Here is a 14,138-nt window from a genome sequence, read left to right as displayed (position 1 = left end):
AGATGCTTCCCTTTTTTTGTTTGAGTGCTTTCCCCGCCGCAGTCAATAATACCTACCGTATGACTTAGCGGCTTAATGCAGTCAGTTATAACATCTACACTCATAGAACATCGTTGGATTCTTTTAATTGTAGAACTACTCGTTTCAGTCATGTTCAGAATACAGGTAATAACTCATAAACACGGTTTATTAATTGCTCTTCCAGTTAGACTCGACTACCGGTTGGCTAAAGTCCAAAGAACCGCTATTAGAGTTAGCTTGCTTATCTTGTGATGCTCGATTCGCGCTTGCCTTGGCACCATCATGGTTTTCAGCCGCCTGTTGGTGATTGTTGCCATTTAAACCTTGAGCACTTGAAGCTTCGGTATCCAAATCCGCCTTATCGACACCTAACTCATCACCCTCTTCGTCAGAGGCTTCTTTCACTTTCTTATGTACTGGGATATCGCGTTTGTAGAGCTTGTTGAGCGCTTTAACGATAGAGTGCTTGGTGATTGCTTCTTGCGTCAACTTGGTCATTATTGGCTTAGTCAGAGCCTGTAACCCCACAACGGCATCAACACCAAGATCCCCACCAACTTTATCTCTCAAATACCTAGCATCCGCATAGCCAAAATGAGCCGATAAGAATAACCAGATATACGCGATAGCATTGCCGTGCTCACCATGGTCAATCCACGCCTCACCGGCTTTAAACATCGCTTCTGCACAGTTTTTTTCAGCTGCCGTTTCAAACCAGTAAACCGCTTCACGATGATTAGCGACAACACCAACACCGTTCAAATAGCTCATACCCAATTTGATTTTTCCGTCTAGGCTATTCTTTTCAGCCGCTTTTCTGTACCACATGAAAGAGCTTTCTGGAGAATAATCCGGGTTCTCTCTATCTAAGCACCAATCCCCCATGAAAAGCATCGCTTCGGTGTTACCACTAACCGCAGACTCTTCAATATAGGCGCTGCCTTTCGGAAGGTTTTTCTCAACTCCGCGACCAAACACGAGTGCTTTACCCACCTCGAATTTTGCAAGCGGATCGTTATCCAGTGCTGATATCGCTAACTGCCAAAAATTGGCCTTTTCTCTTAAAATTAGGTCTTCTTTGCACTTCATACTCAGACGCACAATGCCGTACATGCCGTTGACATTGTCTAAATGGGCAGCTTTATCGTACCAATACAGAGCTTCCTTAAGATTGACTCGTTCGGCCTCTTTCGCCAAATACAAAATCGACGGCACATGCCCTGTTTCAGCCTTAAATTGACGATCTTTTTGCTCTTGGATACGTGCTTTTTCAATCGCTTTTCGGTAAGCGACAGCGCGAGCTTTACGTTCTTGTTCCAAGCGCTTTTTTCTTAGCGACAAAGAGACCAACCAAACAGCAATCAGTATTAACGAAAGAGCGGTCGCACCAATTGCGATTCCCATTGTACTCATAAAATATTTTATCCTAACTCGGCTAATAGCACCCTACACAGGAAAGCAATCAACCTATAGCGAGCAGTATGTTTGAATGACAGGGAAAAGCGCAGTTATTAAAACGATCCGCCCTAAAATGAATTTTGTTCAGTATCTCAGGAATACATAATGATAAAAAGCCTACGAGTATCTATCCGTCAGCACTCCATTAATGCTGTGATCCCGCTCGCTTTTTATCTATAAGTCTTGGGGCGTTACTTATTCTATCTTATCTATCTTATCTATCTTATCTAGCAGCTTATGGCCTAGACTTTCCAACTAACCTTGCTGCATCTTCTCCCAAATGGTCGGAGAGCCAATATAGTCTTGAACCGTAGTAATGAACTCTTTCACCAATTTGGTCTGCTTACGATGCGGATACACAGCATAAATAGCCGTATCAACCGTCGATATTGCATAATCAGGAAGTAACGTAACCAAGCCCAACTCTTTCATTGAGGCATACAAGTTTGATTGGTCAAGGAAGCCATAACCTAAGCCATCTTTTACGCAAGACACCATGGTGCGAACATCACTGACCTTATAGTTGCCACGAATCGTCAGGCTTTGGAAAATGTTGCCATGTGGCTCTTCACTGATCCGCAGGTGATCGACTGTCATATCACCATTGGTATAGATAACCGCAGGTAAGGAGAGCAAATCTTGTGGCGTCTTTGGCTCACCGTGCTCTTTCACAAAGTCGTTCGATGCAACGAGCATGAAGTTACTGTCGGCAATTTTTTTAGCAATCAAGTTGGATTCAACAAGCTTACTGAAGCGAAATGCAATATCAAACTGCCCGGCAATGATGTTGGCGATCTTGTCGTCTAGTGACAGCACAATCTGAACATCCGGATACTTTCTCATGAACTGAGTAATAATAGGTTGCAAGTATTGCTGACCAAAATAGATCGGCGACGTAATTCGTAACACACCTTTGGGCTCAGATTGGTACGAGTCGGCAATGCCTTGGATCTGATTAATAGTATCTTTCAGTACATAGGTTTGCGCGAGAATATCTTCCCCTGCCGACGTCAACGAGAACGAACGCGTAGAACGGTTGAGCAACTGAACACCTAAATCTTGTTCAAGCTTTTTTATCTGTTTAGAGAGTGATGAGTTGTCCATATCGTGTAAAGTTGCCGCTTTGGTAAACGACCCTTGTTGAACCACATCTAAGAACAACAACAACTGGTTAGTATTTGGCACTGCGCCTCTCCTGAAATAAAACTCGACTAACGTTCATCTTTGGGGGTGTCCATCACAACCATAGTCGTAATCGATTGCACCTGAGCACATTCCCCAAGCACATCGGCATGAAACTTCTTATAGCCCGGTAGATCTTTGGTTTCTACCCTTAGCAAGTACTCGTTGGCACCAGTAATGTTGTGGCACTCCACCACCTCTTTTTCCATACTGACGTGCTGTTCAAACTCTAGCTGAGCCGCTTTGCTGTGGCTCGACAAGCCAATCGAAACATAAGCTATAAAGCCAACGCCCATCAGGCCATTATCCAGAACCGCACGGTAACCTTGAATGATCCCTTTACGCTCGAGATCCTGTACTCGCCTTAAGGTCGCTGAAGCCGACAATCCTATACGTTCTGAAAGCTCAATGTTGGAGATTCTGCCGTCCAATTTAAGCTCTTGCAATATCCTTTCGTCAAATCTATCCATAAGTACTTATTATTGTGCATTAAGTGATAATTGAGGAAATAAAAGCACATAATTGCCTCACTTTCCACCTACTATGTTTCTCAACACGTGAAAGTCATGACCGGTCAGTCACTTCGTTCATTTTACTGCTGGAGAATCACAATGCCTTTAGAACAACTTAGCGCACTTGCCTTGTTTGCGTTTGTCTCGACCTTCACACCAGGTCCAAATAACATCATGCTCATGACATCAGGAGCCAATGTTGGCTTTGCCCGTACTATTCCGCACATGCTGGGCATTGCTCTGGGGTTTGCAGCCATGTTGCTATTGGTTGGCTTCGGCTTAATGGGGATTTTTAACGCCTATCCGGTCTCTCACCAAATCTTGAAATACCTGAGTCTTGCTTACCTCGTGTACCTTGCGATTAAGATAGCATTGAGCGGTAAAGCGAAAAGTACTGAGGCTTTTAAACCAATGACCTTCATTGGCGCAGCCAGTTTTCAGTGGGTGAACCCGAAAGGTTGGTCAATGGCGCTGACGGCAATTTCAGTGTACAGCAGTGGTAGTTCATGGTGGGAGCTCGCGATCATCGCCAGTATATTCACACTAGCCAACTTGCCATCAGTGACATTCTGGACGGCAGCAGGCAAACAACTGCAACACTGGTTAACAACACCAGTACGCATCAAGAGCTTCAACTACGGTATGGCAGGCTTACTTCTAGCCTCAACGATTCCGATGATCTAATCGACTTACTTTATCTATTGATGGTTAGTACACCGGTGCTAACCATCCGTTTCTTTAAAAGAGCTTAATAATCTCGCTTAACCATTGACCAAATGTCGCCTGCCCACTCGGCGTTAACGTCCAGACAAAAGCCACAACATTAAGTGACGCCGTCACGAAAAATATAAGTCTAAATGGTTGCTTCTGCGTTTTATGACGCAGTTTATCTTGAGCAATTAACGCCCCTAACCAACCACCAGCAACAGAAAAAATATGCAGAGTTTTCTCTGGTACACGCCAATTACCATTGATTGCCGCTCTCTTGTCCTTCGCGTACACAAAAAACGTCACTATTCCGATAACTAAATACCACACCAAGAGCGCTTTTGAACTTTCTGAAAACAACGCAGATACCGCTACCAATACCAGATAAGTAATAGCGATTTGAATAGATGAAGACAACATCAACTCCTTTGGATAATGAACAACATAGCGTCACCATTCCACATTAAAGACTCACTAAGGCATTTGAGGCGAATGAGTACAAACTTTTTTTGATAGGAAAAACAACCTACGAGTGAAGTGCCACTAAGCTCACATAAATAAGGCGTAGTTATCACCCCTAGCGACTACTCCTATCTTCTACGCCTATGGCTAACCAACTGTATTTTATGAGCTATTGAACCAATAAAAAAGCGCGTTAACCACCACAATCCGTGATATCGACACTAGGTTTCCTATTTTTACGGATTAAAAATAACTTAATACATAAGCGTCACAAATAGTGGAGCATCGTTAAGCCTAGGATATTCATCTTCGTAAAAAATATGGATATCAAAACGTGAACGAAATAAATACCAATAAACACGAGATTCTACAAAGTACCTTGAAGATTGCAAAAACAAAGAGCTTCAATATTGCGCAAACAAACACCTTCAAACGTTCTGCTTTAGCTAAGGCGATATTGCCTCTCGTCACCGCGACCTTGATAGCAGGCTGTGGAAGCGACACTAGCAAAACAAACTCTGACAGCAATAGTCTATATAAAGCCGCTGAAAACGAAGTTGTTATTTATTACAAACGTGATGTTGCAGCGGCTCGCGCTTCTGGCTCGACCTACGACGGCTGGGGGCTTCACCTTTGGAATGGTGAAGGTTGTACGAGCACTGACTTAGTCGGCATGGGATTAGGTAACAATGGGACTGACTGGGATGTACCTTATGAATTCAAGGGCATCAATGATACCTATGGCGCCTACTACGTGTTGAAAGTCGACCCAGATGCATCCGACCCTCATAAGTGCATCAACTTCATCTTGCATAATGGCGGCGATAAGGCGTTTGGCAGCGCTAACTCGAAAATTGATCTCACCAAACTGAGTCAATCTCAATCTGTATTCGGTTTCCATGGCAGCAGCGCGCTGTACTACGAACCGATTTCAGAACGCCCAGTTAAGATTGATGGCCAGAAGGCACATTGGTTGGACTCAAACACAATCGCTTGGGAAGCTGCAGACGGTGCCGATTCTCTCAAGTTGTTCTACGCACTCGATAACAGCATCACGATAAACGATGATAAGGCGATCGTCGGTGGGCAGGCCGTTGAACTCAAAAAAGATGGCAAGCTATCCTCTGCATTAAAAGAACGCTTCCGTCATCTAGCAAGCTTACCCGCTTTATCAATTGATGTTGACACCAGCACGCTGCGCACCATCTTGAAATCTCAGATCATTGTTGTTGCGTATAATGCGAATGGCGACGTTATCTCTTCAACTGAAGTTCAAAAGCCCGGCGTACTTGATGCTGTATTTGCCAACGAACAGGCCGGTAACGCAATCGGAGAAGCACTGGGGGCGATTGTGGAAGGCAGCACGACGACCTTCAAACTTTGGGCCCCTACCGCGCAAGATGTTGAACTCGTCCTCTACAGCGAAGACCGACAAAGTTCTAAAGTGCTCCCAATGACAGAAAGCTTGGAAACAGGCATTTGGGCAACGGATTCAATTTCTAACGCCGTGAATAGTTATTACCGTTACCAAGTGAAGGTTTATCACCCAACCACTGGTAATATCGAAACTCGCCTTGTGACCGACCCATACTCACTCGGCTTGTCGAAGAATTCAGCATACTCACAAGTGATTGACCTTGATGAAGCAGCACTGATGCCACAAGGTTGGACTGGATATAAGCGCCCAACGGTGAAGAAAGACGAAGACCACGTACTGTACGAATCACACCTTCGTGACTTTAGCTTCAGTGATAAGTTAGGTACAGCAAGCTTAAACGGCAAGTATCTAGCGCTAACAGAAGCCGATCGTGAGTCAGTAAAACATTTGAAAGCTCTGAAAGATGCCGGTTTAACTACGCTTCATATCTTACCTGCATTCGATATCGCTACCATCAATGAAGATGATGCGAGCCGCGTGGATATCACCGACACCGTTAGCAAACTCTGTAACGTAAAACCAACAGCGACTTTATGCGGCACCGAAGATGAAAACAAAACCATCGAAGCCGTACTCAACAGCTATAACTCTTCAACAGGCGATGCCCAAGCTCTAATGAACGATCTGCGTATGTTAGATAGTTTCAACTGGGGCTACGACCCATTTCATTACACCGTTCCAGAGGGAAGTTACGCGACAGATCCTAACGGTTCAAAACGTATTCTAGAATTCCGTCAAATGGTTAAAGCTGCGCACGACATGGATCTGAAACTGATCATGGACGTGGTTTATAACCATACCAATGCGTCTGGCGTGAACGATAAGTCCGTACTGGATAAGATCGTCCCTGGGTATTATCACCGCCTGAATGTGAACACTGGTGGCGTGGAAAGCTCAACGTGTTGTGATAACACCGCAACTGAAAACCTAATGATGGGTAAGTTGATGGTCGACTCACTCAAGGTATGGGCTGACGACTATAAGGTTGATGGTTTTCGTTTTGACTTAATGGGCCACCAGCCAAAAAGCGTAATGGTTGAAGCATTGAAAGAAGTGCGCAAGATCGACCCAAATACCCTGTTCTATGGCGAAGGTTGGGACTTTGGCGAAGTAGCAAACAACGCTCGCTTCGAACAAGCCAACCAGATCAATATGGCAGGTACCGAAATTGGCACCTTCTCTGACCGTTTGCGTGATGCAGTGCGAGGCGGTAGCCCATTTGATGGCGGTGTCGATTCTGAAGGTAAGCACCCACTTCGTTTTAACCAAGGCTTCGGTAACGCCGCGTTTGCCAACGAAGAAACCAAGGTTGATCAAGACTCAGTCAACGGTCGTTTACACAACCAAGATCTTGTGCGCTTAGGCATGGCGGGGAACTTAGCCGAATACGTATTACTGGATTACAAAGGTGATACCAAACTGGGCAAAAACGTCGACTACAATGGCGCACCTGCCGGCTACACCAAAATGCCATCAGAGAACATCTCTTACGTTTCCAAGCACGATAACCAAACTCTTTGGGATAACAACGCTTACAAAATCGCCGAAGGTACAAGCTCTGCAGAACGTGCTCGTATGCAGTCGGTATCGCTCTCGACCGTCATGTTGGGTCAAGGCATCCCGTTCATACACATGGGTTCTGAACTGTTGCGTTCTAAATCGATGCAGCGTGATTCTTACGACTCTGGCGATTGGTACAACCGTGTGATGTTTGATGGTACTGGCAATAACTGGAATGTTGGCTTACCTCGTGAAGACAAAGATGGTGCCAATTGGGAACTCATCAAAACCATCATTGCCGACAGCACAGCCAAGCCTGCAAAAGAGGATATTGACCTCACCAAGCAGCAATTCCTAGAGTTGTTAAAAATCCGCAGCTCAAGTGAACTGTTCCGCTTAGACACAGCAGAAGAAGTCATGAAGCGTGTCGACTTCCGCAATGTGGGCAAAGATCAAATCGAAGGCCTGATCGTGATGTCTATTGATGACGGAATCTCCACAGGCAAAGACCTAGATACTACCGCTGATGCGATTGTGGTTGTTGTAAACTCAACGAGTAAATCTCAATCGTTCAAGATCACGGGAGCGACGGGCTTTACACTCCATACCATTCAGAAGAACTCTGCCGATGACATCGTCAAAGGCGCCACCTTTTCCGCTGAGACTTTCACCGTACCGCCATTAACCACCGCAGTGTTTGTGCAAACTCAAGGTGCATCACAAGGTGCTGGGTTATCGGTTGATAACTCACAAAAGGACGTATCTAAGATTCCGCCATATGGCAAAACGACCGTCTATGTACGTGGTGCAATGAACGGATGGAACCCGACGGACGCTTGGGCGATGAACTTCGTTGGTAACGGCGTTTACTCTGTCACTGGCGCTTTGGCTGTGGGTGAATATGGCTTCAAGTTTAGCGGTTCTACTTGGGGTATCTTGGATATTGGCTGTCACTCCGTCGACTTAGCTAAAGGCTCGATCAACATTGGCAGCGAAGGCGACTGTAAGTTGAATGTAACCGAAGCCGGCAACTACACATTCACACTGAATGCGATTCATCAACTCAATGACAGCGCAGAAAAAGCCGTGGTATCTGTGACGAAACAATAAGCTTCACATTCACATAATCATCACAGACGAGCCTGTTTTTTTGGGGAAGAGCGAGGGGAGGTATTAACCTCCCTTTTTTTGAGCAGCCGCTCACATACCACAGCCACTACGCCCCGATTTTCTTACCCAAGGAGGATAAAGCCGCATTCTGATTAAGCTAGCCTCCTAACGATAACTTCTATATCAAATATAACGTCTATATCAAACATAACGTCTAGCACAGCTTCAACGACAAAGCCCTACACCTCCACTTCTCGAGATGGAATATAAGTATGTACAACAAGAAACATTCAATCTATCAAGTTTTTACCCGTTTGTTCGGCAATCAGAATACACAGAACACACCTTGGGGAACCATTGAACAAAATGGCGTAGGCAAGTTCAGTGACTGCACCAATAAAGCGCTGACAGAAATTAGAGAACTCGGCATCACTCATATTTGGTACACCGGAGTACCACATCATGCTGTGATCAACGACTACAAGCACATCGGCATCTCAGACGACCATCCGAGCGTTGTAAAAGGACGGGCTGGCTCACCTTATGCCGTCAAAGATTACTACTCCGTAAACCCAGATCTTGCTGACAACCCAGCGCAGCGTTTACAGGAATTCGAAGCCTTGATCAAAAGAAGCCATGACAATGGTTTGAAAGTCATCATTGATATCGTCCCTAACCACATTGCCCGTAATTACCAAGGCTTGAATAACCCAGAAGGCGTACATGACTTTGGCGATCAAGACGACACGACGGTTGAGTATCATCGCAACAATAACTTCTATTACATTCCTGACAGCGCATTTGAACTGCCCGAGATCGAACCTGCGTTCATTCCTCTTGGTGGCGAACAACATCCGAATTTAGCCTCACCGTTTCTTGAATCCCCAGCCAAATGGACAGGCAACGGATCGCGTTTGAGCAAACCAAACTTCGATGATTGGTATGAAACCGTAAAAATTAACTATGGCGTGCGACCAGACGGTTCAAAAGACTTCCCTGAACTACCGAATGATTATGCGATGCATGATCACCTCGCCCACTACCATTTCTGGCAGCACGTTGATGTGCCGGATTCATGGATTAAGTTTCGAGACATCGCCTTATATTGGTTAGAAAAAGGCGTCGATGGGTTTCGCTACGATATGGCAGAAATGGTACCGGTCGAATTCTGGAGCTATCTCAATTCATCAATAAAAGTAAAGAATCAAGACGCCTTTTTAATGGCGGAAGTGTATCAACCGGACCTTTATCGTGATTACATTCGCTTGGGTAAAATGGACTACCTGTATGACAAAGTTGATCTTTACGACGGCCTAAAAGCAGTCATGCAAGGTAAGGCTTCAACGGCAATCATCCCTGAGATCCAGCATCAAATGATGGACATCGAACATCACATGATGCACTTCTTAGACAACCACGATGAGCAGCGTGTCGCGTCTCCTGAGTTTGTTGGTAACCCACACATTGCCAAACCAGCCATGTTAGTCAGTGCGCTATTAAGTAGCTCTCCCACCATGATTTACTTCGGGCAAGAAGTCGGCGAACCGGGTGCGGAGAACGCAGGTTTTGGACAACCTTCTCGCACGTCTATATTTGACTACATCGGTGTTCCTCAACATCAAAAATGGATGAACGGAGGAAAATTCGATGGGGGGCAGCTCAACGATGACGAAAAGCAGCTCAGACTCTTCTATCAACAAGTGATGACGTTTTCATTGAACCATTCATCGATGACCGGAGCGTACCAAGATTTACACCAATCCAATCAGCTAAGTGATTCAGTTTATGCTTTCTTGCGTTTTGATAGCCAAGAACTGGTTATCGCCGCGGCTAACTTCAGCCAAAGCAAAACAGACCTCATTCAGCTGAAGGTGACTGCAGAGGTTATTCAAAAACTAGGCATCGCTGACGGAAGCTATACGCTCCAAGAACATATTGAAGGCGTCCAACAACAGACGCTGTATGTGGAAAATGGTGTCGGTTACTTGAGTGCAGAATTAACCCCCCTAGCCACTTTCGCTTGGGTGTTAACCCTTTAATCAACCGTTCTAAAAGTAATAAAGGGATGACTCATAGTAAGGTTAGGATACCATTTATAAGAAGGTCATTTTTCAATCTCATTAGAATAATGTAAATAAAACAACAAATTATGGTCTTGTTTTTATTTTTCACGCCGCATGTCTTCCTTTGGATATGCCGTATTTCTTTCTGTCATCATAAGGTTGCGTTATACTACCCACACGTATGAAAGCTAGGAGGTTCAAATGACAGCAGTTGAACGCGTTTATCAAAAGATAAAGCGCTCAAGACGTTATGTTTTTGAGCGCAAAGACTTTGATGGTTTTGCTAGCTACGACCAAATCGGTCGAGCGTTAAGGCAGTTAGTTAAGCAAGGTGAGTTAATCAAACTTGGCTATGGTCTATACACAAAGGCAAGAATGAATAGCCTAACCGGCAGACCCATGCCCACAAACCCTGGTGGAAGCGATGCTTTGATGCGTGAAATTTTAAAGATGAAAGGTGTGGATTTTGAGATGGACAAACTGTCTTTACAAAGCCTAGCTGGTAAAAGCACCCAAATCCCATCCTCCATTCAATACTCGTGGAATCCTAAACAGTTTAATCGCAAGTTGGCTGTCGGTAACCGAGTATTAAACTCACCGAGTTAATATGGAAAAACTAAAACAACAATTCCTTGAGGTTTCCGATGCGCTTGAGCTCGGAAACCCAGCCATTATTGAAAAAGATTACTGGGTCGTCGCCTTGCTTGCCGAATTAGCGAAAGTGACTCCGGTGCATCATCAAATGGTTTTTTCTGGGGGCACTGCTCTAGCCAAGTCAAACGTTAAAATCCTGAGAATGTCAGAAGATGTGGATATAAAACTCATTCCCCACCAAGAATTTGGTGAGCTGAGTCGCGGCCAAAAGAAAACCGCCCGCAAGACATGCATTCACGAGATTGAAATGGCGATCACTCAAACAGAGCGATTTACAGTTGAGTCGCGTCTCGTTCGTGATGAATATCGCTATGTTGAACTTGAACTCAGATACCCGCAGCAGTTTAGCCAAGCGCCATGTCTTCGCCCCATCATTAAACTTGAGTTAATGGAAACGATCCCCTTACTGGATGTAGAACCTCGGCCGATCCAATCATTGGTAGCGGAACTGTATCAACAGCCACAAGAAGTAAAAGCGTTTGATTGCGTCTCTATTCAAGCGACCTTGGTTGAAAAAGTGATTTCGATGTTGCGCCGTACCATGTCAGTAAAGCGTGATGCGCAACGTAAGGACGATACCACGCTTGTACGCCATATCTATGATGTTTACTGCATTTTAAAGACCGAGGCACAGTTGGAAAACTTCGACCTTACAGCGATTGCAACGTTGTTTAACAACGTATTGAAAGAAGATATCGATCGCTTTGGTAATCAACACGCTGAGTTTGTTGCTAACCCTAAACAAGAGCTACAGCTCGGGCTAAAAGAGCTTGAAGATAACCCAGTTTTTCGCCAACGCTTTCAGGACTTTGTTACCCCTATGGTGTTTAACACCGCCCCCCATGATTTTGATACCTGCTTTGCCTCATTTAAACGCATTGCGCAGTCGTTAATTAAAACAATCTAACCGATTTGAGAACCCCTCATGCCACACACTAAAATCAATCAAGATCCGCTACACCAAGAACAAGTCAACAAACCGTAAAGTTAGCCCAACCCACTACTCTAGGGCGTTTACGAAGTCTCATTTTTCTACTTTGACTCACTTACTTCATGAGTCAACGAGCAGCGCAACATGCCTATGAGGCAAACCATTGCACTGTCGTGATGTAGTCTGACAGAATCGCTTGGTGATCACATGATAGAAAGGCGGTTAGCTAAATCACTTTTTCCCCAAAGTGTGTAACGACCGATGATTGACTCATTAATGGTGAGTTGATTTTGTAATACATATGCTAACGAACAATCCTAGAGTGCAGGTGTTTTTTTCGTAACCCATCACTCATGTGCGTACAAAAATCACATGACCATCATATATGGCTTGAGTTGCTTAAAAAGGTTGAGCAAGATAGACAGAAGCAAATGACTATATCCCGACTGAAAAGCGTTATGCACAGGGGCAATTAATGACGAAAGCGAAACAAGCATTAAGCATAAAAGGTGATACGTTTAACCCATTTCCAGAGCCATTTAAATCTCGCCTTGGTCAATCTGAATGCAGAAGTTTAGGTGATTCTTTTGGGCTCACTCAGTTCGGTGTGAATCTGGAAGTATTAGAACCGAATGCGCAGTCGGCTCTTCGCCATTGGCACACAAGGTCAGATGAATTTCTTTATGTACTCGATGGTGAGCTATGTTTAGTCAGTGATGACGGTGAGCAGACATTATTTGCAGGAATGTGTATTGGCTTCCCTGCTAGGGTCGAAAATGGTCATCATTTAATAAACCGCAGTAGCGAACAAGCTAAATTTATAGTTATAGGGAGCCGAGTTGCAAAAGACGAAGCCCATTATCCAGATGATGATTTCAAATGGATTGTTGAAAGTTCTGGTGAATGGACTCCCTCTAGAAAGGACGGCACACCATACTAGTTACTGTTAAATAGTAGGAGGGAGACTATGATTCCAACAGCGATTCTTATTCATGTTCAAAATGTCGCATTGGGCATCGAGTGGTATCAAAAAGCCTTTCCTACAGCTGTCTCTGTTTATCATCCTAGTTTCGACTTTACCGTGCTCAATTTAAACGGTTTTTCTCTTGAGATAGTACAAGCAGACGAAAAAGTAGGCTCGGGTAAATGCGGGACAGTTTTATATTGGTCGGTAAACAACTTAGATAAAGCACTGGATCATTTTGAAGAACTTGGTGCAAAACTGTATAGAGGCCCAATGGCAATTGAAAATGGGCTTTTTATGTGTCAAATCGAAGACCCGTTTGGCAACTTAATTGGCTTGCGTGGGGCGACCACGTTGCAAGTGGTTTAAATGGATTATAAAAGGCCTTATATGTCATATCAGTTTAGGAGGTAAAATGGACATTTTGATCGAACAAGAAATAGAACTCCATCAATACCAAACTCGTCAGAACAAAGCTGATCTTGATCGTTTAATACACCCTAGTTTTACTGAAGTTGGTAAGTCAGGAGATAGCTACGACTTTACATCCATTATTCAAATGATGGATTTGGAAGAACCTTCAGATATCCGCGTTCATTCTCAAAAGTATGAATGTATTCAACTTGAGCCTTCTATACAGCTTTTAAAGTATGAGTCTGCTCTTGTAAGCGAATCTGGAGAAGTTAGTGACTATGCCAAACGCTGTTCAATTTGGACATTTACGGGCACTTGTTGGAAGCTCAGGTATCATCAAGGTACGCAATGTAAACCTTTCAAACTCAGTTAGTAGTGATTATCCGAAATCTAACTATCTACTGAAGTTTGTCATTACGGGGGAGCTTAAAGTTTGTAACACGCCTCTGCCCCAAACCTTTTTAGAACCAACGAACTGACCACCTAGCCAATACTGTAGTAGACCAAATTAATCTAATCCGTACTTTGGGCACTTATGCGGAAACTTTTCGTAGTTCTCCCCCCGAAACTCTCTGTCGATTCACACAACAGGTTGATACCTATTGAGTTTTATAATGAACGACAGCAACATAGATGGAATGATTCCGTCTGTGTTGCTGGGTTTTTGGTAAGCGTGTCATGAACACCGCATTCTAATCTTTCAGCACGAAGAATAAGATCA

At 44.3% G+C, this 14,138-nt stretch carries 12 protein-coding genes; 8 read left to right on the top strand and 4 right to left on the bottom strand.

From position 1 onward, the window contains the following. Positions 1-189 precede the first annotated feature (189 nt). The 3 genes from AB6D07_RS10375 to AB6D07_RS10365 all read right to left on the bottom strand — a co-directional run bounded on the left by AB6D07_RS10375 (position 190) and on the right by AB6D07_RS10365 (position 3,131). Entirely contained in the window at positions 190-1,425 is a 1,236-nt protein-coding gene (locus AB6D07_RS10375; RefSeq protein ID WP_029223177.1) for a tetratricopeptide repeat protein, read from the bottom strand. A 309-nt stretch (positions 1,426-1,734) separates the two neighbouring features. Then, the gene (locus AB6D07_RS10370; RefSeq protein WP_012600171.1) at positions 1,735-2,664 is read right to left on the bottom strand and encodes a LysR family transcriptional regulator; all 930 of its coding nucleotides are present in this window, start codon (positions 2,662-2,664) and stop codon (positions 1,735-1,737) included. 26 nt (positions 2,665-2,690) lie between these two features. Further along, entirely contained in the window at positions 2,691-3,131 is a 441-nt protein-coding gene (locus AB6D07_RS10365) for an Lrp/AsnC family transcriptional regulator (protein ID WP_009845852.1), read from the bottom strand. A 141-nt stretch (positions 3,132-3,272) separates the two neighbouring features. Here AB6D07_RS10365 and AB6D07_RS10360 point away from each other — a divergent pair, with 141 nt between their 5' ends. Continuing rightward, on the top strand, positions 3,273-3,857 hold the full coding sequence (locus tag AB6D07_RS10360) for a LysE family translocator (protein ID WP_029223178.1): 585 nt from the start codon (positions 3,273-3,275) through the stop codon (positions 3,855-3,857). Between the two features lie 54 nt (positions 3,858-3,911). On the opposite strand, the gene AB6D07_RS10355 is transcribed toward AB6D07_RS10360, so the two are convergent. After that, positions 3,912-4,301: a DUF1294 domain-containing protein gene (locus AB6D07_RS10355; RefSeq protein WP_017104300.1), complete on the bottom strand. Its 390-nt coding sequence runs from the start codon at positions 4,299-4,301 to the stop codon at positions 3,912-3,914. 376 nt (positions 4,302-4,677) lie between these two features. Between AB6D07_RS10355 and pulA the strand changes: the two genes are divergently transcribed. The 7 genes from pulA (at position 4,678) to AB6D07_RS10320 (ending at position 13,790) form a co-directional block, all read left to right on the top strand. Then, the gene (gene pulA / locus AB6D07_RS10350) at positions 4,678-8,391 is read left to right on the top strand and encodes a pullulanase-type alpha-1,6-glucosidase (protein ID WP_017104301.1); all 3,714 of its coding nucleotides are present in this window, start codon (positions 4,678-4,680) and stop codon (positions 8,389-8,391) included. A 272-nt stretch (positions 8,392-8,663) separates the two neighbouring features. Further along, the gene (locus tag AB6D07_RS10345; protein WP_017104302.1) at positions 8,664-10,430 is read left to right on the top strand and encodes an alpha-amylase family protein; all 1,767 of its coding nucleotides are present in this window, start codon (positions 8,664-8,666) and stop codon (positions 10,428-10,430) included. Positions 10,431-10,655: 225 nt separating this feature from the next. Further along, the gene (locus tag AB6D07_RS10340) at positions 10,656-11,060 is read left to right on the top strand and encodes a DUF6088 family protein (RefSeq protein WP_017104303.1); all 405 of its coding nucleotides are present in this window, start codon (positions 10,656-10,658) and stop codon (positions 11,058-11,060) included. Between the two features lies 1 nt (position 11,061). Continuing rightward, positions 11,062-12,015, top strand: a complete 954-nt coding sequence (locus AB6D07_RS10335; RefSeq protein WP_017104304.1) for a nucleotidyl transferase AbiEii/AbiGii toxin family protein — start codon at positions 11,062-11,064, stop codon at positions 12,013-12,015. 499 nt (positions 12,016-12,514) lie between these two features. Further along, entirely contained in the window at positions 12,515-12,979 is a 465-nt protein-coding gene (locus AB6D07_RS10330; protein WP_017104305.1) for a cupin domain-containing protein, read from the top strand. A 27-nt stretch (positions 12,980-13,006) separates the two neighbouring features. Further along, positions 13,007-13,372: a VOC family protein gene (locus tag AB6D07_RS10325; protein WP_017104306.1), complete on the top strand. Its 366-nt coding sequence runs from the start codon at positions 13,007-13,009 to the stop codon at positions 13,370-13,372. Positions 13,373-13,418: 46 nt separating this feature from the next. After that, positions 13,419-13,790 carry a DUF4440 domain-containing protein gene (locus AB6D07_RS10320; protein WP_017097735.1) on the top strand — a complete coding sequence of 124 codons (372 nt, stop codon included), beginning with the start codon at positions 13,419-13,421 and terminating at the stop codon, positions 13,788-13,790. Positions 13,791-14,138: the final 348 nt, after the last annotated feature.

This window comes from Vibrio sp. 10N.239.312.C11, from assembly GCF_041466065.1.
GTDB classification, from domain to species: Bacteria; Pseudomonadota; Gammaproteobacteria; order Enterobacterales; family Vibrionaceae; genus Vibrio; species Vibrio tasmaniensis_A.
Note: the sequence above shows the minus strand (reverse complement) of the source record. Positions and strands in the feature narration are given on the sequence as shown.

Coding starts and splice junctions, on each gene's coding strand:
- AB6D07_RS10345 (WP_017104302.1), top strand. CDS start 8,664: ATGTACAACAAGAAACATTCAATCTATCAAGTTTTTACCCGTTTGTTC.
- AB6D07_RS10360 (WP_029223178.1), top strand. CDS start 3,273: ATGCCTTTAGAACAACTTAGCGCACTTGCCTTGTTTGCGTTTGTCTCG.
- AB6D07_RS10325 (WP_017104306.1), top strand. CDS start 13,007: ATGATTCCAACAGCGATTCTTATTCATGTTCAAAATGTCGCATTGGGC.
- AB6D07_RS10365 (WP_009845852.1), bottom strand. CDS start 3,131: ATGGATAGATTTGACGAAAGGATATTGCAAGAGCTTAAATTGGACGGC.
- AB6D07_RS10375 (WP_029223177.1), bottom strand. CDS start 1,425: ATGGGAATCGCAATTGGTGCGACCGCTCTTTCGTTAATACTGATTGCT.
- AB6D07_RS10320 (WP_017097735.1), top strand. CDS start 13,419: ATGGACATTTTGATCGAACAAGAAATAGAACTCCATCAATACCAAACT.
- AB6D07_RS10355 (WP_017104300.1), bottom strand. CDS start 4,301: ATGTTGTCTTCATCTATTCAAATCGCTATTACTTATCTGGTATTGGTA.
- AB6D07_RS10330 (WP_017104305.1), top strand. CDS start 12,515: ATGACGAAAGCGAAACAAGCATTAAGCATAAAAGGTGATACGTTTAAC.
- AB6D07_RS10335 (WP_017104304.1), top strand. CDS start 11,062: ATGGAAAAACTAAAACAACAATTCCTTGAGGTTTCCGATGCGCTTGAG.
- AB6D07_RS10340 (WP_017104303.1), top strand. CDS start 10,656: ATGACAGCAGTTGAACGCGTTTATCAAAAGATAAAGCGCTCAAGACGT.